This is a genomic window from Paraburkholderia sp. BCC1886 (assembly GCF_900996245.1).
Lineage (GTDB): Bacteria > Pseudomonadota > Gammaproteobacteria > Burkholderiales > Burkholderiaceae > Paraburkholderia.
In genome coordinates, this window is the sequence record NZ_CAAJGK010000037.1 from 77,650 (window position 1) to 100,038 (window position 22,389).

19 protein-coding genes are annotated in these 22,389 nt (G+C 59.6%); 6 read left to right on the forward strand and 13 right to left on the reverse strand.

The window, feature by feature from the left end; translation table 11 throughout:
• Positions 1-74 precede the first annotated feature (74 nt).
• Both FQ746_RS06810 and FQ746_RS06815 read left to right on the forward strand, forming a co-directional pair.
• A complete protein-coding gene (locus tag FQ746_RS06810; protein WP_144108177.1) occupies positions 75-614 on the forward strand; it encodes a sigma-70 family RNA polymerase sigma factor in 540 nt (179 codons plus the stop codon).
• Positions 611-1,399 (forward strand): anti-sigma factor family protein, encoded by a 789-nt coding sequence (locus FQ746_RS06815; protein ID WP_260853920.1) that lies wholly within the window; start codon positions 611-613, stop codon positions 1,397-1,399. Before FQ746_RS06810 ends, FQ746_RS06815 begins: the two co-directional genes overlap by 4 nt.
• 34 nt (positions 1,400-1,433) lie before the next feature.
• Here the strand turns inward: FQ746_RS06815 and FQ746_RS06820 are convergent, their stop codons facing one another.
• A complete protein-coding gene (locus tag FQ746_RS06820; protein WP_186310660.1) occupies positions 1,434-2,066 on the reverse strand; it encodes a LysE family translocator in 633 nt (210 codons plus the stop codon).
• A 229-nt stretch (positions 2,067-2,295) separates the two neighbouring features.
• Here FQ746_RS06820 and FQ746_RS06825 point away from each other — a divergent pair, with 229 nt between their 5' ends.
• Complete coding sequence (locus FQ746_RS06825; protein WP_144108179.1) at positions 2,296-3,165, forward strand: NmrA family NAD(P)-binding protein; 870 nt, start codon at positions 2,296-2,298, stop codon at positions 3,163-3,165.
• 67 nt (positions 3,166-3,232) lie between these two features.
• Here the strand turns inward: FQ746_RS06825 and FQ746_RS06830 are convergent, their stop codons facing one another.
• The 6 genes from FQ746_RS06830 to FQ746_RS06855 form a co-directional block, all read right to left on the reverse strand.
• Complete coding sequence (locus FQ746_RS06830) at positions 3,233-3,766, reverse strand: cytochrome b (protein WP_144108180.1); 534 nt, start codon at positions 3,764-3,766, stop codon at positions 3,233-3,235.
• Positions 3,763-4,824, reverse strand: a complete 1,062-nt coding sequence (locus tag FQ746_RS06835; protein ID WP_144108181.1) for a catalase family peroxidase — start codon at positions 4,822-4,824, stop codon at positions 3,763-3,765. Before FQ746_RS06835 ends, FQ746_RS06830 begins: the two co-directional genes overlap by 4 nt.
• Before the next feature lie 90 nt (positions 4,825-4,914).
• The gene (locus tag FQ746_RS06840; protein WP_144108182.1) at positions 4,915-5,592 is read right to left on the reverse strand and encodes a glutathione S-transferase family protein; all 678 of its coding nucleotides are present in this window, start codon (positions 5,590-5,592) and stop codon (positions 4,915-4,917) included.
• 109 nt (positions 5,593-5,701) lie between these two features.
• Positions 5,702-6,148 carry a response regulator gene (locus FQ746_RS06845; protein ID WP_144108183.1) on the reverse strand — a complete coding sequence of 149 codons (447 nt, stop codon included), beginning with the start codon at positions 6,146-6,148 and terminating at the stop codon, positions 5,702-5,704.
• Positions 6,149-6,342: 194 nt separating this feature from the next.
• Positions 6,343-7,176 (reverse strand): LytR/AlgR family response regulator transcription factor, encoded by an 834-nt coding sequence (locus FQ746_RS06850; protein WP_144108184.1) that lies wholly within the window; start codon positions 7,174-7,176, stop codon positions 6,343-6,345.
• Positions 7,176-8,267 (reverse strand): sensor histidine kinase, encoded by a 1,092-nt coding sequence (locus FQ746_RS06855; RefSeq protein WP_260853921.1) that lies wholly within the window; start codon positions 8,265-8,267, stop codon positions 7,176-7,178. Before FQ746_RS06855 ends, FQ746_RS06850 begins: the two co-directional genes overlap by 1 nt.
• 530 nt (positions 8,268-8,797) lie before the next feature.
• Here FQ746_RS06855 and FQ746_RS06860 point away from each other — a divergent pair.
• The 3 genes from FQ746_RS06860 to FQ746_RS06870 all read left to right on the forward strand — a co-directional run bounded on the left by FQ746_RS06860 (position 8,798) and on the right by FQ746_RS06870 (position 11,312).
• Positions 8,798-9,145 (forward strand): DUF4148 domain-containing protein, encoded by a 348-nt coding sequence (locus tag FQ746_RS06860; protein WP_144108185.1) that lies wholly within the window; start codon positions 8,798-8,800, stop codon positions 9,143-9,145.
• Between the two features lie 118 nt (positions 9,146-9,263).
• A complete protein-coding gene (locus tag FQ746_RS06865; protein ID WP_409932376.1) occupies positions 9,264-9,989 on the forward strand; it encodes an alpha/beta hydrolase in 726 nt (241 codons plus the stop codon).
• A 237-nt stretch (positions 9,990-10,226) separates the two neighbouring features.
• Entirely contained in the window at positions 10,227-11,312 is a 1,086-nt protein-coding gene (locus tag FQ746_RS06870; RefSeq protein WP_144108187.1) for a porin, read from the forward strand.
• An 84-nt stretch (positions 11,313-11,396) separates the two neighbouring features.
• On the opposite strand, the gene FQ746_RS06875 is transcribed toward FQ746_RS06870, so the two are convergent.
• The 6 genes from FQ746_RS06875 to FQ746_RS06900 form a co-directional block, all read right to left on the reverse strand.
• Positions 11,397-12,872, reverse strand: coding sequence for a TolC family protein (locus tag FQ746_RS06875; RefSeq protein ID WP_144108188.1), 1,476 nt, complete (start codon positions 12,870-12,872; stop codon positions 11,397-11,399).
• Complete coding sequence (locus FQ746_RS06880; protein WP_313955565.1) at positions 12,862-14,214, reverse strand: HlyD family type I secretion periplasmic adaptor subunit; 1,353 nt, start codon at positions 14,212-14,214, stop codon at positions 12,862-12,864. Before FQ746_RS06880 ends, FQ746_RS06875 begins: the two co-directional genes overlap by 11 nt.
• A 74-nt stretch (positions 14,215-14,288) precedes the next feature.
• Complete coding sequence (locus tag FQ746_RS06885) at positions 14,289-16,436, reverse strand: type I secretion system permease/ATPase (protein WP_313955566.1); 2,148 nt, start codon at positions 16,434-16,436, stop codon at positions 14,289-14,291.
• 37 nt (positions 16,437-16,473) lie between these two features.
• Positions 16,474-20,064 carry a calcium-binding protein gene (locus FQ746_RS06890; RefSeq protein WP_144108190.1) on the reverse strand — a complete coding sequence of 1,197 codons (3,591 nt, stop codon included), beginning with the start codon at positions 20,062-20,064 and terminating at the stop codon, positions 16,474-16,476.
• Positions 20,065-20,142: 78 nt separating this feature from the next.
• On the reverse strand, positions 20,143-20,958 hold the full coding sequence (locus tag FQ746_RS06895; protein WP_144108191.1) for a hypothetical protein: 816 nt from the start codon (positions 20,956-20,958) through the stop codon (positions 20,143-20,145).
• A 151-nt stretch (positions 20,959-21,109) separates the two neighbouring features.
• Entirely contained in the window at positions 21,110-22,360 is a 1,251-nt protein-coding gene (locus tag FQ746_RS06900; protein ID WP_144108192.1) for a hypothetical protein, read from the reverse strand.
• Between the last annotated feature and the right edge of the window lie 29 nt (positions 22,361-22,389).

Below are 22,389 nucleotides of genomic sequence, written 5' to 3' on the forward strand. Positions count from 1 at the left end.
CGGTAATTGCCTTATCTCTTGCGAGCAACCAGTAGTATTGCGGTAACGCATAGCGACTACCGCAGGAATCTCACATGGCCGGTCCAGTCAGCACGCAGCGCTTCGAGAAGCTCGTGTTACCTCATATGAATTCGGCCTTCAATGTTGCACGATGGCTGACGCATAACGATCAGGATGCCCAGGACGTGGTGCAGGAGGCCTATTTGCGCGCGTTCCGTTTTTTCGGCGGATTTCGCGGCGATGACGCGCGCGCCTGGTTGCTCAGCATCGTGCGCAACACGTTCTACACCTGGTATCAGCAGAACCGGGGACCGGCGTCGGATACGCTGGAGTTCGAGGAAGACATGCCGGGCCTCGAGACGGGTAGCGAAGGCCACGACGGCAGTCCCGAAGCGCTGCTCATCCGCAGCCAGAGCCAGAAGCGGGTGCGCAAGGCGTTGCAGGGTCTGCGTCTGGAATACCGGGAGGTGGTCGTGCTGCGGGAGTTGGAAGAATTGTCGTACAAGGAAATCGCCACCATCGTCGGCATTCCGATGGGCACGGTGATGTCACGCCTTGGACGGGGGCGCCAGCAACTCGCGGCGCTGCTGGCCCCGACGGATGAGGAGGCATGATGGATCACGAACAGATTTCCGCGTTGTTGCCTGGCTATCTCGACCAGGAACTGAGCCTCTCCGAGGCACTCGAGTTCGAACGCCATCTCGCGGGCTGCGAAGAATGTCGGCGAGTCTATGCGCAGCAACGTCAGGTGAGCGCGCAGATCAGGGAAGCGAACCTGCGCGTCGACGCTCCGGCCGAACTCGAGCAGCGCATCCGGGCCGCGTTGCCGTTGCGGCCGTCGTTCGGGCAACGGCTGCGCGAGTCGCTCGACTGGCGCAGCAGCAAGGGCTCGTTGAACTGGGTTCCGCCCGGCGCAATGGCGGTGAGCCTGGCGGCGTTGACGTTGAGCGCGGGCCTGTACTTCTCGGTGCCGTCGAGCGAGACGCGGTTGAGTCAGGAACTCGTGAGCAACCATATCCGCTCGTTGCAGTTCGACCATCTTTCGGATGTGATTTCAACCGATCGTCACACGGTCAAGCCCTGGTTCGACGGCAAGATCGACTTTGCGCCGCCAGTGATCGATCTGGCGCAGCAGGGCTATCCGCTGGTCGGCGGGCGGCTGGATTATCTGAATGGGCGCCCGGTTGCGGTGATGGTCTACAAGTACAAGCTGCACCCGATCAACCTCTACGTCTGGCCAGGCGACGACGCGGGCACGACGCCCCATATCGACACGCGACAGGGCTACCACCTCGCGCACTGGAGCGCGGCGGGAATGAATTACTGGGCCATTACCGATGCGGGAGACAAGGAACTGAACGGCTTTATTTCGAATCTGCGCGCGCACGCGGCGTCCTGACTGTTTTGCACACCGTCGAAGGCCGGGACGGCGTTCATGCCATGGACGACAGCGTTCCGGCCGCAAACAGCAGCATGACCGCACCACCCGCTCGCTTGAGTTGCAGACGCCACTTCCCGTGCGCGAGCCGGCTCGCGACCACGCAGGTCAGCATCGAATAGCTGGACATCACGACGAGCAGTGCTGTCTCGTCGATGAACAGGATCGCCGGTAGCTGATTCGCCATCGGCAAACCCGTCGTGAGCACCTGCGGCAAAGCCGCCGCGAGAAACGCCAAGGTATTGGGATTGAGGCCGCTGACGAGCGCTGCTTCCATTGCCAGCGCTCGCGGGGTGCCTGTTCTGGGCGCGGCCACCTGAACCGGTTGGATGGCGGACGGCGTCCCGCGGGCCGATAAGGCCTTGAGGCCGATGTAGCCAAGATAAGCCGCGCCGGCAAGCTTCAACGTATTGGCCATGGACGGATTTGCCAACAGCAGCGCACTCAGCCCTAGCGCGACGGCGAGCCCGAGCAACAGCCGGGCCGTCAACTGTCCCGCGAGCGTGGGAAAGATTGCCCGGGCGCCGAAGCTCGCCGTGTTGCGGATGACGAGCATCGCATTCGGCCCCGGCGAGAGCGTGCAGGCAAACGACGCCAAAGCGAACGACATGAGCGGGCTGGCTAGCATCTCGGTTCCTCCATCGGACATGAAGGGGTGACTGGAGGAAGCCGCGAGTTATTCCCGGGTTGGATGAAAATTTTCGATGCTGCAGTGAAGCAGGGTGTGAGCGGCCGAAACGTCCGGGTTCACGCATGCATTACTTCGCGGCATTTATCAAATGACATTGATGATCTTCTGCTTCTCCTTGGTGATGTCGACAATGTAGCCACATCGACACCATCAAGGAGTAGCAGACATGTACGCAATCACTGGAATCACAGGTAAGGTCGGCGGCGCGGTTGCCAACGCGTTGCTCGCGGCGGGCCAACCGGTTCGCGCGGTCGTGCGTCGTGCGGATCGGGCCCAGGCCTGGGCGGCGCGCGGCTGTGAAATCGTCGAGGCGGATATGGGAGACGCGGCCCGTCTCGCGGCTGCATTCGAAGGCGTGCAAGGGGTGTTTATTCTGCCGCCGCCGGAGTTCGACCCGTCGCCGGGCTTTCCGGAGGCGCGTGGCGTTATCGACGCCGTGAGCGCGGCATTACGAGCCGCAAAGCCCGCTCAGGTCGTCTGTCTGTCGACGATCGGCGCGCAGTCCACCGAACACAATCTGCTGACGCAGCGTACGTTGATGGAAGAGGCGCTGCGCGCATTGCCGATGCCCGTCACCTTTCTTCGCCCCGGCTGGTTCATGGAAAACGCCGCATGGGACGTCGCACCGGCACGCGACAGCGGCACACTCTTCAGCTTTTTGTTGCCGCTCGACAAGCCCGTGCCGATGGTCGCGACCGCGGACGTCGGCCGGGTCGCCGCGCAACTCTTGCTGGAACAACCCGGCCAAGGCGTGCGGGTCGTCGAACTGGAAGGCCCGCGACGTGTTACGCCACTCGACATCGCGAGCACGTTTTCAGAAGTTTTCGGCCGTGAAGTCGCCGCGCAAGTCGTTCCGCGAAATACATGGGAAGCGCTGTTCCGCGATCAGGGGATGAAGCATCCGCTGCCGCGCATCCGCATGCTCGACGGCTTCAACGAAGGCTGGATCGCTTTCGAAGGCGACGAAAGCGCAATCGTGAAAGGGGAAGTGGAACTGGAGACCGTGCTGCGCGAACTCGCTTCGCAGACACCGTAAGGGACCTCCGGCGAGCGATGCGAACCGCGGCTGGCAACCGGCCACGCATCGCTCGCCATTCAGTCGTTCAACGCCAGCGCGCCATCGTCTGGAACACGCCGTCGCGTCGCACCAGCGCATGCAGCAGTGCCGCTGCCAGATGCAGCACGATCAACGCGAAGAAACACAGCGCAAGGATACGGTGCGCATTCCACAGCAGCGTGTGCAAGCCATTGCTATGCGGCAGGATGGCGGGCAGGTGCAGTCCCAGGACGATGACCGGATAGTCCGCAGCCGAGAGCATCCCCCAACCGATTAGCGGCAGCGCGATCATCAGGATGTAAAACGCGAGATGCGACAGATGAGCCGCGAGTTTCATCGGCTCGGGCATGGCGGCCGGCAACGGCGGCGCGCCGTGCGTCAAGCGCACGACCAGACGGATCAACGCGAGCACCAGTATCGCGATGCCCAATGGCTTGTGGATGGACACCAGCGAAAGATAATTCTCGTGAATGGTGGACACCATGCCGACGCCGATGAAGAGCATCGCCAGAATGCAAATCGCCATGAGCCAGTGAAGCGCGCGTTGCAGCGGTGAGAAGCGATCGTGGATCGGTTTCATTGCGTGGCTCCTCCTGCCGGATGGTGCGGATAGTCCTTATCCTCGGCGGTACGCCGGTCGAACGACACGGCGTAAGCGGCCGAACGTGCGGCGGGGAACGGGTCGTCGGACACATGCATACCGGGCGGCAGCACCGTCGGGTCGAAATTCAGATCGCGGCAGGGCCCGTCGGCTTCGGGTTCGATGGTGTTGACCACCAGCGTGCCTGCTTCGACCTTGCGGCGATCGTCAGGCCATGCCTGGGTCGGGTCCGCGGTCGGATCGCCGGGGTTGGCGACCATGACCACCAGCGTCCAGCGTTGCGGTGCGCTATGCACGCGCTGCGTAATGTCCGCGTCGAGGAAATTGGCGCCCTTCGCTTTCAACTCGTCAGGTGTGACGGTTTCGGGTTGGGCAGCCGGCACGAACGACCAGCGCACCGCCTGGTCCTGTCCCGCAGCGTTGGTGAAGATGAAGCTGTTCAGACTGTTGTAGCGCTCCTCTGCGAACGATGCGGTCCATGGCGCGGAGTGCGCCCACTTACCGAACGCGCCGAGTTCCGGATGCGCCGCCGCGAAGTTCTTCATTGCGTCGGGGTCGCTCTTGTTGGCCGATGCTTTGAGCAGACCGTAGAACGCGTCCGGTGTGGAGACGGCGAAGAACGGCGCGTCGATCATCGCCGTGCGCCACTCGCTGCCGTCCGGCGCACCGATGCGCAGACTGAGGCCGCGCACGCGAACCGTGGCGTCGGGCGCATTCGGGTCGGGCGTGGCGAGGTTGAAGCGTCCGGTCACCGGGAACGTGCCGGAGGCGAGCATCGGTGCTTTGGAAAGTGCGGCCGCTGCGCCGTTGGAGACGAAGTCGCCGCTGAAGCAGACGCCTTTCGCGTGATTACGGCGGAAGCCGAGTGCCGGGCCGCTCGGGGGCGCCAACGCATCGACGACCTTGGCCGGTGTAATGCGCTGCGGCGAAAGCCAGCCGGCCGTATAAGCAAAGGCCGCGACCAGCGCGACCACGACCACTGCAATCAGGACTAGCGACCGCGCGGCGGACGCGGTGGAGGGCGGTCTATCGGCCATCGATTCTCCCGATCAATGTGTCGGTTAAGTGGAACGTCCGTGGAAATTCCGTGGGGTGCCGACATAGTGCCATCGAACGGATTAAAGCGCTTAATCTCCTCCGACGATTTCGTATTTGCCGCCGCGTTCCAGCGCACGCTGATACGCGGGCCGTGCATGAATGCGCTCGAGGAAGCCGACGATCGCGGGAATCTGGCCTTCCATTCCGCCACGCGCAGTCGCGGCTTCGAGTGGGAAGCTCATCTGCACGTCGGCGGCGGTGAAGTCGTTGCCGACGAACCAGCCAGTCGCGCCCAGTTCTTTATTGATGTACCCGAGATGCAACTTCAATTGCGGATCGATGAAGCTCGATTGCAACGTCGACGCTATCTTGCGGGCAATGGGCTTTGCAAAGAACGGCATTGGCGCGCTGGCGATGCGCAGCGCCACCAGTTTCAGCAGCAGCGGCGGCATGGCGGAACCTTCCGCGTAATGCAACCAGTAAATGAAGCGCTGCCGCAGCGGCGTGCCCACGGCCGGTGCAAAGCGGCCTTGTCCGTACTTGTCGAGCAGATATTCGATGATCGCGCCGGACTCGGCGATGGTCTGGCCGTCATCGGTAATGACCGGTGACTTGCCGAGCGGATGCACCGCGCGCAACTCGGGCGGCGCCAGCATGGTTTTTGGATCGCGCTCGTAGCGCTTCAGTTCGTAAGGCACGCCGAGTTCTTCGAGCAGCCACAAAACACGTTGCGAGCGGGAGTTGTTCAGATGATGGACAGTCAGCATGGGTCGACGATAGGTGGCCAATGGAGTGACACATCATAGGGATGTTGTGCCGAGACGTGGCTCTAGTTGCGCGGATGGAGCCGTTGCTGCGGATGCTCTCGACGTTTTTCTAGTTCGAGACGAGCTGGTCGTGCAGCATGTCGGCGAGCTTCCAGAGTGGGCAAGGCCGACGGCAAAGACCGCCGAAACCGATACGCCGCAATTCCTGCGGGTCTTCTTCTGGCCAGATTCTCGTCAGCGCGATGAGCAGAACGCCGTCGAAGAACCCGTTACGCACGCAACGCCGTATGAATTCAAAATCGTTATGACGGCACATGCGCGTGTCGATCATCAACGCGCCGGGTTTCCAGTACCCCAGCATCAACTCGAGGTTGTCCATGCTGGCGCTGGCGATGGTTGAAAAACCTCTGAGCCGCAGCAGCAGCGCCATTGTCTCCGCCACCGGAATGTCCGGGTGTGCGATGACCACGGTGCGCGAATCGGAAGCGGTGAGTATCCGCTTGGGCTCCCAGACCGCAAACCAATTCTCGTCCTCGTGAGGCAGCCTCTGGCTCATGAATGCATCGGGCGTGAGCCCGTTCCAGTTGACTGCGACTTGAAACGGAAGTTGGATCGGCCGGTGCGGCGACTCAACCGTATCCGCGGATCATTTCACATTTGCATCTGCGCGTATACCGACACACAAAGATTGCCCGTCTGTGAGTGCAATTCGAACGCGCAATTCATACGAGGATCTGAACGGCATTGACTTCACATACCGCGAAATCGTTCCGCGTAAAGGCGGCTGACGATCAGATTGTCGGGCCGTGTGCGCAAGGTCAGCGTGAGTTTGCCCGACTCGTCCCGATGCGCGCTGGCAATCGCATCGCAATGCACGACCGAGCCGCGATGAATCTGCCAGAAGCGCTCCGGGTCGAGTCGTACGAGCAATTCTTTCAACGACGAGCGGATCAGATAGTCGCGCTCCGCTGTAACGACGCGCACGTATTTGTCCGCTGCTTCAAAGTACAACACGTCGTCGATGGGCACCATCGTAATGGTGTTACCCGTACTCGCCTGAATGATCCGCAATGGAGCGTTTCGTGGTGAAACGGAATCTTCTCGAGATGCGCCGGCGGCGAGCAGTGCACGCATCTGAGTCACGATGACGTCTAGCGATGTGCTGGCGTCGCTTTCTTGTGAGCGTTCGAGCAGACGCTCCTGCAACCGCTCTTTCAAACGGTCGCAGGTCTGTTCCAACCGCGCGGTTTGCACGGGCTTGAGCACGTAATCGAACGCCGCGCGTTCGAAGGCCTGCACCGCGTACTGGTCGTAGGCGGTGACGAACACGACGAGCGGAAACGGCTTGCCCGCGTCGGGCCATTCTTCGGTGAGCGTCTGCGCGCATTCGAGTCCCGTCATGCCCGGCATGCGGATATCGAGGAACACGATGTCGGGTTGCAGGCGCAGCGCTTCGTCGGCTGCGCTGCGACCGTCACCGACGATAGCGACCATCTCCAGGTCCGGCCATAAGCCGAATAATTCCGTTTGCAGAGCGACGGCGAGTAGCGCTTCGTCTTCCGCGATCAATGCAGTCGCTTTCATCAGGCACGGCTCCAGGAACAGGGCAGGGTGACGACGGCGAGCGTGCCGCCTTCTTCGGTCAGGGCGGCGCGCAGATCGAGCGTCGCGGCCGGGCCATACAGCGTGGCGAGTCGTTCGCGCACCTGTTGCAGACCGAAACGGGCGCCATGATCCGACGGTGCATCGAGGCCGACGCCGGTGTCATGAACCGTCAGCACCAGGTCGTCGGCTCGACGCGCGGCGCTGACCACCACGCGGCCGCCGCTAACCTTGGGTTCGAGTCCATGCCGTATCGCATTCTCAACCAGCGGTTGCAGCAGCAACGGCGGCACCTGACAGGCCGACAACGCTTCCGGCAAATCGAGCTGCACCTTCAACCGCGGTCCCATGCGGATCTGCATCAACGCGAGGTAGTCGGACGTGCGGGCGAACTCCGCGGCCAGCGGATGAGCCCCGGCGCGCGACGCCGCCAGCGTGGCGCGTAGAAATGCGATCAGGTGATCGAGCATGCCTTGCGCGCGCTGCGGGTCGTGCGCGATCAGCACACGGAGATTGGCGAGCGTATTGAACAGCATGTGCGGTTCGAGTTGCGATTCGAGCAGTCTCAATTGACTCTCCGCGGCGGTGCGTTGCGCGGACTCTGCACGCAACTCGATTGCGGCCATCCGGTTGCGTGCATAGAGCACGTACGTCACGAAGCCGGCTGGCGCGAGTGCCACCGTGAGGCTGACCAGCACCATGCGGACATCGTGCGCGGCCACGATCGGCATGTAGCGGATGCCCAGCAACAGGTCGCCGATACGGATGCCGGCGAAATAGCCGATCACCACGCTCACGATCAGCCACGGCAGCATCCACTTCCACCCGGGCCAGTTTTGCGCGGCGTCTTCGTTAGCGACACCCTGGCGTCGTAGACGCGCGGTGAACAGATAACGTCCGCCGGCTCCGAGACATTGGACAATGGCCACGACGCAGGCCGAATAGACAAGGTCCTGAGCGAACGACTCCCGGTAGATCGTGCTGTAAAGCCACGCGCAGCCGAGCGTGGTGAGTCCATAGATGCCGAGTCTGTGCCAGACGGGCTGCAGCCGGGACAAGGCGGAAGGTGACATGTGGGTTCCTGAGCGGATCGCGACGATTGTACGTCGATGCACCGATGTTGACGCCTCTATATGGGTGGCTCAACCGGCCTGCGACGAAGTGCGGTTCGACGGCGCGAAGCGCTGCCGCCGCGGCGCCAGTTGCGTGGAAGCGAGATCGGTACAGAACGAAATCTGTGGCGGATTCGAACCAGGCGCATAGAGCGGCAGCCGTATTCAGGCAGCGCACGGATATGCCCTTGCGTCTCGCGTCTTCGAAACGGCGCTTCACGACGCGTAGCGCCGTTTCGTCGCAAACCGATGGAGACCGACGACCGGCAGAGCGACTATTCGTCCGTCGTAACAAGTCGAACTCCGGTGCGACCAGCAAAGGCTTCTCGGACAGCACCAACGCAATCTGCCTGCCTCGAAAATAATTTTGCGAAAGATCTGGAATAAACCTGGACGGCCCGTGTTTGCACTCACATGAACACAGTGCAAAAGCAGCCTCTGGCAAGCACTTCTTCTACTGACCAAATTCAATTTATATAGGAATGTCAATCATGTCGAAACTCTTCGTTGGTATCGCTCTCGTTGCCGCTACGTTCGGCGCACCGGTTCTCAGCTTCGCCCAGTCTTCTGCCCCGATCACCCGTGCCGAAGTGCGTGCGGACCTCGTACGTGTCGAACAGGCCGGCTATGTGCCGAGCGCCAACGACATCAACTATCCGGCAGATATTCAGGCCGCCGAATCGAAGATTGCAGCACAAAGCGATAGCCGCATGACTAACGATGCAGTGGGCGGTGTTACGCAAACCGGTACCTCGGCGTCCGGTGCGCCGCGTCATATGGCGATGTCATCCAGTTGCGTGGGACCGGTCAGTTTCTGCAATGTTTTCTTCGGCAGCTGATCTTCGCAACCCGGGCTCTGACTACCCTTTCTATCTCTGGAGATTTGTCGTGAAAATTTTGCCTTTTGCCGCGTCGGTTCTTTCGCTTTCCGCCTGCCTGTTCGCCTCGACGGGCGCGATGGCGCAAGACACACAACCGGCCGCCGCGCCAGTCAAAAACATCGTGCTGGTTCATGGCGCATGGGTGGACGGTTCGGGATGGAAGCCGGTCTACGACATCCTGACCAAAGACGGTTACCACGTCACGATGGTGCAGGAACCGCTGAGCTCGCTCGACGACGACGTCGCCGCAGCCAAACGTGTGATCGACCTGCAGGATGGCCCGACCATTCTCGTCGCGCATAGCTACGGCGGCTCGGTCATCACGGAAGCCGGCGTTGATCCTAAAGTAGCCGGTCTCGTTTATGTGGCCGCGCACGCACCCGCTGTCGGCGAAGACGAGTCTGACCTCGGCAAGAAGATGCCGAGCTATACGTCGCAGCAGCAAGGCGCGATCAGAAAGACCAATGACGGCTACACGTATTTGAACCCGGCGGATTTCCCGCAGGATTTCGCTGCCGATCTGCCCGTGAAACAGGCGCGCTTCGAAGCGCAATCGCAAATACTGACAGCCGCGAAAGTATTCTCCGCACCCATGACGGTGGCCGCATGGACCAGCAAGCCGAGTTGGGGCATCGTGGCGGGAGCCGACAAGATCATCAACCCCGATCTCGAACGCTTCTATTACCAGCGCGCGCATAGTCACACCACGGTACTCGCAGGCGCGAGTCACTCTGTGTACGAGTCGCGTCCGAAAGAAGTGGCCGCTGTTATCGAAGACGCTGCAAAGCACGCGCAGCAGTAATCTTTTCGTAGGTTTTGCAAGCTGATGGGCGCAACGCACGATGCGCCCATCGTGCGTTGTGTCAATGCCTGTTGCCAACAGGCGACATTGGCCCTGATTACGTTTCCGCTTTTAATTTGATCGAAATAAGATCGCCCCCGTCGATATGTCGTGACCAACGGCATGTCGGAATTCTTGTCACTGGAATCAGCGCGCGATATCACGTGTCGCTGTTTCATGAAGATACTCGGGGATTTCATGAAGAAGACTATCGCTGCAGTCGGCGCGAGCCTGTTGGCTCTTTCAGCTCAAGGCGCTTTTGCGCAAAGCTCGGTCACGTTGTACGGTCTCGTCGATACGAGCGTGCGCTATCTGACCAATGCGAATTCGAACAACGATGGTCAGGTGGCAATGGGTGAAGGCGTCGAGACGCCGAGCCGCTTCGGCTTGAAGGGCACCGAAGATCTGGGCGGCGGTACGTCGGCAATCTTCAAGTTGGAAAACCAGTTCCAGCTCTGGTCGGGCAAGCTGGACAACAGCAACAACACGCTGTTTCAGCGCAATGCTTACGTGGGTCTTTCGAACAATCAGTACGGTACGCTGACCTTCGGTCGCCAGCAAACGCCGTTCTTCGACGAGATGGGCAATACTTACGACCCGATGACGGTTGGCGATTACTGGCAGGACAGCTGGGTTTATAACCCGGTCGGACCGTTCCTGTTCACCAACAGCTCGGTCAAGTACACGGGGCAGTTCGGCGGACTGCATGTCGAAGGTATGTATGGCTTCGGCGGCGTGGCGGGGAGCGTCGGCGAGAACAGCATGTATGGGCTGACTGCATCGTACGACGTGGGGCCGCTGTCGGCCGATGTCGGCTTCCAGCAGAACGACGTGTCGGGCAAGAAATTCAATATCGTGAACGTGAGCGCCGTTTACACGTTCACGCAATCGCTGAAGTTGCTGGCGGGCTGGCTGCATTCGCAGGACAACACCGGTCTGGCCGATGTGGATATGCAGCAGTCGGGTGCACCGACGTTGGCGCGCGTGAGTCCGAATCGTATCGACGACAGCTTCTATGTCGGCTCGACGTGGCAGGTGACGCCGCCGCTCGCATTGACGTTCGCGGGTTATTACGATCACGCGCGTAATGCGGCAACGCTCGGCGGTTCGCTGGGTGCGGGTGTCAATTATTCGGCTACGGTTCTTGCCGAGTATTCGTTGTCGAAGCGCACCGAGGTTTATGGCACGGTCGACTTTACTCGCGGTAATGGCGCGTTCCTCGCGGATTACCCGGGGCGGAATAACCAGACCGGCGTGGCTATCGGGTTGCGCAATCTGTTCTGATTTCAGGCCCGCGTCGACGGGTATCGTTGTGTGTTGATTGGACCGCAGGCTTCGTGAGGGGCTTGCGGTTTTTTTGTGTGCAGTTCAGGGACGGATGTCGTTGGCGTTTAATCGTCCCAGGCTTGAGGCGAGGTGAATTCTTGCTGCACGCCATTCGGTGAGTGAGTGAATGCGCTGTTGCCTCGCTTCTGATAGCGTTTTCTGTGCAGTTAGTAGTTCAAGAATGTTTCCGACGCCTGCCGCATAGCGGTGCCGTGCGGCTTCGAATGATTGCGCTGCAACGCTGACGAGCGTGGCCGCATTCACCGAGTTTTGCGTTGCCGTCCGCAATGCCTGATAGCTCTTCCAGACATCGAGCCCGATCTGCTGCCGTACTTCATCGAGTATGCTGGTCTGCAGTTCAGTTTGCGAACGTGCAGCGCTTGTCCTGTAGATGCGTCCAAACCCTTCAAACAAGGGAATCTGTACCTGCACGCCCACATACCAGTCGCGTCCGGTCGCAGGGAATTGCGGTTCACCCAAGCCGAGGCTCGCGGGCTGGTTGTTCTGACTGTACTTTCCCGCCAGGCTAAAAACGGGTAATCCTTCCGCACGGGTTTGGCGCTCGCTGGCCATGGCAGCGTTCAGTCTGGCTTTTGCTGCGGCAATCGACGGATGAGTGCGCTGCGCATTGTCGATCATAGCTGCGACCGTTTCCGTAAAGTCGTCAGCGGGTGTGTTGCCGTCTTCCCCATCGGGTAGCTGGATTGCGTGGTCGGGGTTCAGGTTCATGTCGGAGGCGAGTGTGCCGAGTGCAGTCAGCCACTCGCCCTCGACCTCGGTACGAACGAAGGTTGCCTGCGCCCAGGCGGTCTGTGTCTGCAGTTGATCGGAAATGGCGGCAATGCCTCGGCTTACCCGTGCCGATGCCGCGGTGAAACTGTCATGCGCCAGGTCTTCCGCAATCTTCGCTTGCGCCAACTTTCCTGCTGCGGACTGGGCCGCGTAGTAATCGGTGGCGACGGTGGAAAACATCTGCTGAAGCAAGGCTTCCTGGGCTGCCTGGGCCGCCGCGAGAAGGGCCTCTGCGTTATCCAGCCCGGCCTTCCTTCCGCCGAAGTCGTAGAGCACCCAGTTCGCCGAGACCGAAGTCGAATAGACGTTCGACCGGTTGATCGAATCCAAACGTGGGTGGTTCTTCACGTCGGTCGACGTGTCGTCGCGACCTCCCTGCAGCGACGCGCTCAGGGTCGGTAAGTACGCCGATTTCGCGGTCCCCACAGCAGCGGCCCGCACCTTCACATTCGCCCACGCCTGGCTGGTCTTCGGGTTTCCACAAAGCGCCCTGTCCACAGCTTCGCTTAGCGTGAGCGGAGTGCCGACCGGACCGAACAGGCAGGGCCGACCGCTTCCGGCGTCCGCGAAAATTCCGGCGGGCGTGGACGTCACTGCGGAATTGGTACCGAAAATATCGAACCCATACGCAGAGAGTGGAAGCGCGCCCAACACGTAAAGACTGATCAGAGCCGTTGAAGCGCGCGCGTGGCGGCGACTGCTGCGAGCCAAGGTATCAGCGTTCATGCAAGCTTTCTCCACTCGCGCGCAGCAGCGGATCGAAGAAATATCCGGCGACACTGCGCCGCCCGGTTCTGACTTCCACCGTCACTTCCATGCCCGGCGTGAGATGAGCTTGCACCCCGTTGATCAGCATCTGGCTAGTTGACAACGTGATACGCGTGGCGAACGTCTGACCGAGTTTGCGGTCCCTCTCTCGTTTAGCGTCGTTAGATACCAAAGTGATCGTGCCTTTCAGGTAGCCGTATCGCGTGTAAGGAAACGCATCGATCTTGACGATCGCATCCTGTCCGGCTCTGACAAAGCCAACGTCTTTATTCTCGATGCTGGCCTCGACTTCCAGCGCATCCTCCGGAACGATATCCATGACGGCCTGTGCGGTCGTCACGACCCCTCCTGGCGTGTGTACGGCAAGTTGCTCGACGGTGCCTGTTACCGGCGCATACAACGTCATCAGGTCTTGTCGCGTATTGGCCTTGATCTCGTCCGCATGGTGTTGCGTAAGCTGCTGCGTGGCCCGATCGAGTGCGTCGAGTTGTTCGCGGGAGAACTGGGACGTGATCGCCGCTATCGCAGCCTTCTGTTCCTGAATCGATGCCATGAGTTCACCGCTGCGGCTCTGTTGAGCGGTCAGCTCGTGTTCGTGTTCGAGCGCCGCTTGCTCCTTGCCCATCCAGTCATGCTGTGCAACGTATTGGTCGCGTGCCAGCGACTTGTAGTCGTCGGCTGCCTTGCGGGCGAGGGGAGCGATTGCCTGAAGTTTTGCGACTTGCTGGCGAGTCGTCGAAAGTTCGGCCTGGCGCTTGAGCAATTCGGCTTGCGCGGCGGCGATCTTGTCGGCGTATTCGCGGTACAGGCCCTCGGCGAAGCGCTGCGCTTGCGATTGTTGTTCAGGCGAAGCGCCATCTACCTTGGGCAGCGTCCCAGGATGTCCGCTTCTGACCGCATCCAATAGAGAAACCGCTCTCGCTGATGCGAGTGCGGCCTCGACTCGCGACCAACGCGCTTTGCTCGAATCTGCCGCCGCTTGCGTGGCATCCAGCACCAGCAGTGCCTGTCCCTCTTTCACTCGTTGACCATCCTGGACGAGGATCTGCCGTACCACCCCGGTGATAGCGGGCTGGATGACTTTGACGCGTTCATTGGGGACCAGCTTGCCTTTGGCCGTCACGACGATATCCAGCCGCCCGGCGATGCCGATCAGCAGGATGAGTACGGACAGAATCACGAGCATACGCATGGCCCAGCGAGGAGCCGGGTGAACCGGGGTTTCGACCAGTTCGAGATGTGCCGGCTGGAATGCAAGCTCGTATTGCAGCTTCTTCGGAGCGTCGAGTGCATCGCGCAAAGACCACGCGGCTCGCCAAACGGCTGTGTATCGACGGACCAGGTCGGCGAGTGCGTGGCGGTGAAGTCGCATCGTCAACTGTTCTGGAGAGAAACGAGGTGGGCGTAGTAGCCGCCTTGAGCGAGCAAGGCGTCGTGTGTGCCACGCTCCACGATCCGGCCTTTGTCCATGGCGATAATCTGGTTTGCGTGCCGCACGGCACTGAGACGATGAGCGATGACAATGACTGTTCGTCCATTGCAAATGGCGCGCATGTTGTTTTGGACAATGCGCTCGGTTTCGAAGTCGAGCGCACTGGTCGCCTCGTCGAAGATCAGGATCCGGGGATTGGTTAATAGCGCTCGCGCAATCGCGAGCCGCTGGCGTTGGCCCCCGGACAGGTTGCCGCCGTGTTCCTCGACCGGCGTGTCATAAGCTTGAGGCAGGTCGCAAATGAACTCATGTGCACCTGCGAGTTTCGCCGCATTCATCACGGCATCGAGCGGGGCGCCCGGATCGGTCAGCGCGATGTTCTCGCGTATCGAGCGGTTGAAGAGGGTATTTTCCTGCAGCACTACACCGACCTGGCGGCGGAGCCAGGCGGGATCGGTCTGCGCGAGATCGATCCCGTCGAGTCTTATCGTGCCGTATTCCGGCAGGTAAAGACGCTGTAGCAATTTGGTGAGCGTGCTTTTTCCCGAGCCCGAGCGCCCTACTATGCCGATGACGTCACCGGCCTGCACGTCGAGGCAGATGTCTTTAAGAATGGGCGGGCCGTCGGTTCGGTAGCGAAAGCCGATATGCTCGAAGCGGATGTTGCCCTTTAGCGCAGGAAGTACTTGCCGGTTTTGGAGTAGTTCACTGCGGGTATTGAGAATGTCGCCCAGACGGCTCATCGAAATGCCGATCTGCTGAAAGTCCTGCCAAAGTTGTGCAAGACGCAAGACCGGTGCGGCAACGTGCTGCGACATCATGTTGAACGCGACCAGTTGACCGACGGTCAGCCGACCGTCGATGACGAGCTTTGCGCCCAGTATTAAAGTGGCCAGTGTCACCAGCTTGCCGATAAATTGAATTGATTGCTGGCCGATATTACCCACCACCGTTACTCGAAAACCCGAGGCGACGTAGGCGGCAAGTTGCATTTCCCACTTTCTGATGAACTGGGGTTCGACGGCCATAGCCTTGACCGTTTCCATGCTGGAAATTGCTTCGACCAGAAACGACTGGTTATCCGCGCCTCGCGCGAATTTCTCATTGAGACGTAGGCGCAGGGATGGTACGAGTACCGCCGAGACAGCGGCATAAAGTGGCAGAGACCCTACGACGACGAGCGTTAGCCAGACGCTATAGAGGCACATCACTGCGATAAAGACGATAGAAAAGGCCAGATCGATGATGGCAGTCAGTGCCTGTCCGGTCAGGAAGTTGCGGATATTCTCGAGCTCCCGTACTCGCGCGACGGTGTCCCCTACCCGCCGTGCCGAGAAGTAGGCGAGCGGAAGCGCTAGCAGATGCCTGAACAGGCGCGCGCCCAGCTCCACGTCGATCCGGTTCGTGGTGTGCGAGAACGTAAAATTTCGCAGACCGGTCATCAGCACCTCGAACACCGCACATACGAGCAGTGCAGTTCCTACGACGGCAAGTGTGTTGTAGGCGCGGTTAACGAGCACCTTGTCCATGACCACCTGAAACATGAGCGGCGAGACAAGAGCGAGAATCTGCAGCACCAGCGATACGCCAACTACCTCTAGCAGTAATCGCCGGTACTTGACGATTGCCGGAACGAACCAGGAAAAGTCGAAACGTGCCAGTTCCCCGGCAAGCGAGGCGCGTGAGGTAAATAACAGAAGGCGACCGGTCACGCGGAGAGCGAGACTGTCGAGCGGTAGGACGGTTGGCGAGGCCGCGTCTGCTTCCAGAATAAATGCCGTTTTGCCGTCGCATTTCGCAATGATGAAATGCCTGCCGTGCTTGTCGAAGGCCAGCGCCGGTAAAGGCGTGTGGTCGAGGCGGTCGATCCGCAGAGGCGCCGGACTAACTTTCAGGCCGACCGATCGGCCACTTAGCACTAACGCATCACTATCGAACGGCTCATCGTTGCGAGCGGCCGCATGACGTAACTGCGTCGCGTCAACGGCGATGCCGTGATATCTGGCGATAACGACGAGGCACGCGAGTGCCGGATCACGCATGGGTTGAGTAGAGTCGGGAGCGTTCAAGGCGGGCTGATAGTGGCGCATTCGCGACCTCGCGATTGCGAATGCAGGGTCGGGTGCGTCAGTACAGATTGGCCGAGAGCATTGGCTGCGGTTGCGGTTGCGGTTGCGGTTGAACTGCATAAGTTATCTGCGAAGTTGCACCAGCCTGCACGCCGTAAGACGCCATGCCAGCGATCAGGTTGTCGACCTGTCGCTCAGCATGCAGACCCGGATGGTTCGCCATATCGATCAACCGGTCGCGGCCCCAAGTCGTTCCATCGGAAAACTGGACCTCCTGCACGCCATACGAAGTGCCGTACATGAACGAATCCAGAACGACCCTGTCGCCTGCTATGTGATCTGTCAGCACCAGGCTCTGGCCAGACCTGCCCACTTTGACCGACGATGCGCTGATTCCTGCACCCAGTCGCAAAACGTTGTGAGGTGCCATGCTCGTGTCCGATTCTGCAATCTCCAGGTTTCCATAACCGGCCTCGAAGATAAAGACGTCTCCGCCGCCGCCGCCCTGGACATAATCGTTGCCGCCCCTTCCATCGAACACGTCCGCGCCGCTGGTCCCATAGATACTGTCGTCACCCGGAGTGCCCGTCGTTGCCATTTGAAGCAGCTTCTGCCTGTTCCATATCGTGCCATCGTCAAAGCGCAGTTCCTGCACGCCCCATCCGTTGCCCTGCATGAAGGAGGCAATGGTGACCTGGTCCCCGGAGATGCCGTCCGTCAGCAGCAGGCCTGCGTTACTCGTGGCCCTCGCCGTCACTGACGACGCGTTGATTCCTCCGCCCAAGTGAAGAACGTTGCGAGGTGCGCTGTCGAAATCATATTGGTTGATCTCGAGTTTCCCGTACCCTGCATTAAAGATGAACGTGTCACCGCCACCCCCGCCCTGGACATAATCGTTGCCGCCCTTTCCGTCGAATACTTCAGCGTTTCTGGTGCCGTAGATAATGTCGTTGCCCGAACTGCCGGTGGTTGCCATCCGAAGCAGTTGCTGTTGTGTCCAGACTGTGTTGTCCGCGAACCGCACTGCCTGTACACCCATGTTGTAGAAGAGCATGGCGAGATCGAGAACGACCTGGTCGCCAGAAATGGAGTCGGTAAGTACGATGGCCGAATTGGCGTTGGTGCGCACGAAGACGGATGCGGCACTAATGCCGGGACCGAAAGCAAGGACGTTGTAGGCGTTAGCGCTATCGTCGGTTTCGGATATTTCAAGTTTCCCGTATCCTGCATCGAAGAGGAAAGTGTCGTTGCCACCGCCGCCGCGAACGAAGTCATCGCCACCTTTTCCGTCGAATACTTCGGCGTTCCCGGTACCGTAAAATGCATCATCACCGCGTGTTCCGCAGATCGCGGCGACCTGAATCAGTTGGTATTTGTTCCAGGTCGTGCCGTCCGCAAACTGGACGAACTGGATGCCTTGTCCGCCGTCGTGAAATTCGCCGGTTAGCGTTATCCGATCTCCGCTTATTCCGTCGGTTAAAACCATATCGCCGTTGGCGAGCACTATCGCTTTGATCGACGATGGGTCGATACCTGTACCAAATCGCAGCGTGTTGGCAGGCTTGCTGGAATTCGGGTCATTCTCGCGAATCTCGACCATGCCATCGCCGGCAGCGTAATGGAAGACGTCATGCCCTGGCAACTGGGTGCTTGGGTCGCCTCCAGCCCGTTCGCCTATGAGCGAACTGATGCCGGGTCCAGCATAAAAGTCGTGATAGATCGTAGAGCCAGTCTCGTGAATGCGCCCCGAACTATCGATGTCGATTTTCAGCCCGGCAGCGATAGCGTTGGCGATCGATGCGACGGTATTGTTCGTTGCTGCGGCGACGTACTTTTCAAACAGCGAGGTCGACATCCCCATGTCGAATCGCGCGGCATCGGCGACGCGTAGAAGCAGGTCCCACGAACTGAAGTTCGCGGCGGTTATTTCTCCGAGTCGGCGGAACGCAGCGGCCAATGCAGGAGCGAAAGTCTCACAGGCCTGGACCGTGTCCGTGGAAGCGTCGTACCTGAACTCCGGGGCGAGGGCGGCAGCCAATGGGGACTGCAGGACAAGCCGGGCGAGAGCTGCATCGTACAGATCGTTCCAGGCTTGCTGCAACTGGGCCGCGGCCCTGATTCCCGGGTTGATTCCGTCGCCGACGCTATAAAACGAGCGACCCAGATAGGCATCGACAAAGCCGAGTTGGCGGGCGTCGATGGAGCCTCCGCGCGACATCGGGTCTAGCTCCGCGACTCCTGCCCATCGATATAAAACTGCCTGCGCGGCGCTTTCAATAGCGAGGGGACTGGCGGTAGCCAACTGATCCATGAAGGCCTGTACCAGATCCTGCAGTCCCTGATCGAGCGTCATGGCGGATCGCAGGTCGCGCAATCTGCCAGCGCCTGCAATCTGCGGAAGCGCGGCGGCGGATGCCGTTACGTCTACCGGCGTGACCGGCCTGGTGTTCATGGTGCTATTGGCGAACCATGCATCGACTATTTCGTGAGTGGTGCCGTCTACCAGCGAGTAGCTGCTGGTCGAGCTGATTTTGTTGCCCGCGATGGTTTCGGTGACGGCAGCCGCATTGAGGTTGATCGATGCGATGCCGAGTTCGCCGAGCGTATGGAGTTCACCCACGTCCGAGACGGCGCTTCCGTTGGCATCGATCCACACGTGGAGGTTTGCAAAAGCTGGATCGAGCGCGTCGATTACCTCGTCGTGATTGGCGTCAAGCTTGCGCAAAATGTCGAAACCGTCAGTCGTCTCGTTGCCGAAGAGCTGGGTGATGTTCGTGATGTCGCGATCGTCCGGGTCGAGGCATAGCAGTCCCATTCCCGTTCCGACCCATCCGGTCTGGCGAGCGAAGCCGTCGTTGGCGAGGTCGAAGTAGGGCGCGCTGGTGTTGAGCGGTGTGAGGTCGATTCCTGAACCGGTGAGGTCGAGGACGAGTGGGCTGGTATAGCTTCGTCCGCTATCGGGGTACCGACCCATTGCGCTGCTGCCCGCGCCGGACTCTGGGGATTTGCTGTCCGTGCTCGCGGGGTTGCTGTTGCTCGCGGAGTCACCGCCTCCGGGCGCTGTGCTCCCTGAGCCGTTGCCGGATTGGGATGAGATGCTGTCGAGCAGATGGCTGATCTCGGCGGCGGCGGATTTGACTGCATCGGTCACCGCGTTGCTCGCGGTCATGGCGATGAGTCCTGCCATCGCAGATATCCCAAGGCCGAGACTGGCTATGGGCGCGGCTGCTGCGGCACCGGCGGCGCCTGCCGCTGCAATGGCGCCAGCCACTCCCGAGATAACCGCGCCTATGGTATTGACGACGGTCGAGACGGTGCTGGTTACATTGAGGGCGGCGGCGCTGATCGAACCTTGATGACCGGACGTGACAGCGTTGTTGTAAGTGGTGATCGACGCGGACATTGACTCGATCTGTTTGCCTAGGTTGTTGTAGGCCGTGATGATTGAACTGCCTGCTCCTAGTACGGAACTAAGTGCTCCCGAGGCTTGATTACCCGTGAGGGTTGCGCGACCACTGGCAATGGTGGTGCCCATGCCAATAACGGCCCCCATCATGTCTCCGCTGGCCGCGGTTTCGCCGACTGACGCAACTGATACGGCGGTGTCATACAGTGGCCGCAGATTGTTGGAAAACGAAAAATTAAGCATAGTTGAAAATCCCTTATTGATTGTGAGCAGCAATTCTCAGCTGGCGAACCTACGTCTAGATAAGAAGGTCTGTCACGTCTAGAATTTCTCGTTTCCCCGCTGCCCTGTGAGAAGCATTCTCGCCATGTATCCGCGATATGGCTCAGAAAGCGCATTCCCCTTGTAATAAAGTGTCCGCACCGTTGCGCACACTTCTTCGTCGCTGGCGGTCCGCAATGCCATTAACCCCGCAGCAAACGCCTTGGATCGCGACTCATCCAACGATCGGGTGATTTTTAGAACCGCCCGGGTTGCATCTTCGGTTGGAAGGACTATAAGCGGTGACTGGCTTAGAGCCGCGTCAATAGATGTCTTAATGAAGACAAACCATGCTTTAGCCTCTTCGCCGCTAAAAGAGTCCAAGGTGGGAAGGGCCTGATCCATGAAATCGCTGCTGCTAAATCCACCCTTCAGAAACGTGCTGCAGGTATGGGCCGACAGTGACGGAAATATTTTTGTTAGAGATGAAAGACGTTGTTCCAGTAGATTGGTGGCGAGAGCAGGCACTCCTTTTCCCGCAAGTTGATTCGACACTTCCATGAGCCGGTCCGGGTCCGACGACCCAGCAAAAGATATCAATTTTTTGTTGGCCAGAACCCAATCACGATGATTATCGAATTCTTTGTGCATCGGTGAAGAAGCTGTATACGGATTGACCCAGGCTCCCGGGTCATTCGAAACGGGTGCGACAGATTTCCTATTGGCTAAACTGCCCGTATCATTTTTTGCGTCTGTGAACTTGGCGAGATTGTTGGTCCTGTCTTCGATCTTGTTAAATGAGTGTCCAAGAAACATTCCTGCCAAAAAAACCACCAGCGAAACCGCAGCGCACCGATACTTTTTGAAGTAACTCATCGTTTCCACCCAGTCCAATCCCGTCGACCATTCAGGCACTTTTTAGCGTGCCCCGTCATCATCAGGAAACTGGAAACGAAGATGTGCCGGAAATTTCCCCAGCAACATTGAGAACATTCAGAACCAACGAGCCGGAAGTCAGAAAATATGCTCACAGAATAAAAAAGATACACCCCACCGCTCCTATCCCCATCCAGACCGCGTACCCCAAATTCGCCCGCATCAACGCAGTGCTGCTCACGCCATAACGCCCCTGTATTACGAGGTTCTGACCGGACAGCGGCCCGACAGCCGAACTGATGGCCCACCCGGCAACGATGACGAACCCAAGCACGTTAGCGTTCACGGAGTCCGTATGAACCAAACGAGTCAGCACGGCAATGCTTACCAACGGATGAATGCCGAACAACGCAGCCACGACCACCGCCGACAACCCCAGAGAAGCTTCCACAAGCCGAAAATTCGCGAGCACGACGGTCGAGGGCAAAAGCCCGAGAAGCGGAATCAACGACACCCCGAACATCCCGACTGCCAGAAACAACGCAAGCTCATTCGCATGCCGTGGAAACTCACTGCGAACATGCGCAACAAGCGCCACCAGCGCAACAGACGCGGACGAAAGCTTTCCCGGTCTCAAGAAAGACAAACAGCAAACCATCGCCGGGCAGACCAGCGTAACAGTACTCAAAACAGTCCACGCGGGCGTCAGCCATTGCGCGCCCAAGACAATCGCTCCGATCAACGCAGGCAGCTGCATGCCTCTGACACTCAGTCCAATTCCCTCGAACGCGGCCAAACCACCCGCTTTCTTGATATCCCAGATACACACGCCAAGCGAAAGCAACGCCATCGCCATTCCGGCCTCCAACAGCACGACGAATTGCGCACCGGGCGCATAACCGAGTGCGACTGCCATCGTCGCAAAGAACGGCGACCAGAATCCCGCCGACGCAAAAGCACGCGACAACACCATTGCCTGATCGAGTCGCAGTCCGCGCCCGCGCGCCATCCGGTCCCCGAAGATGATCACCGACGAATAGTTGATGATGGCGCCGACCAGATGGACATTCGCAAACGTGCACAGTAAGCCTTTCAAGCCTGCCTGCGGTCGCTGGAGTGTTGCCGTGGGCAGCAGTGAAATGAAACCGACCGCGATAAGCATCGAGATCATGCCGCTGTTCGCCGACAGTGCGCGTTGCCATAAATGCGGCGTGCCGCTCGTCACGCCGACTACGAGCCCTGGCAGACTTGCCGCGACAATCCATAGCATCTGTCGCTGGCTACGTGCTGAGAGTTCGCGCCAAAGGCAGACCAGCGCCACCCAATATAGTCCGCCCGAAAACACGTTTAAGTCGCGACTCGTCACGATACCGACCATCGTGACGGTCAATGCCGAAGCCATCGTGCACGCCGCGAATAATCGTCTGATGG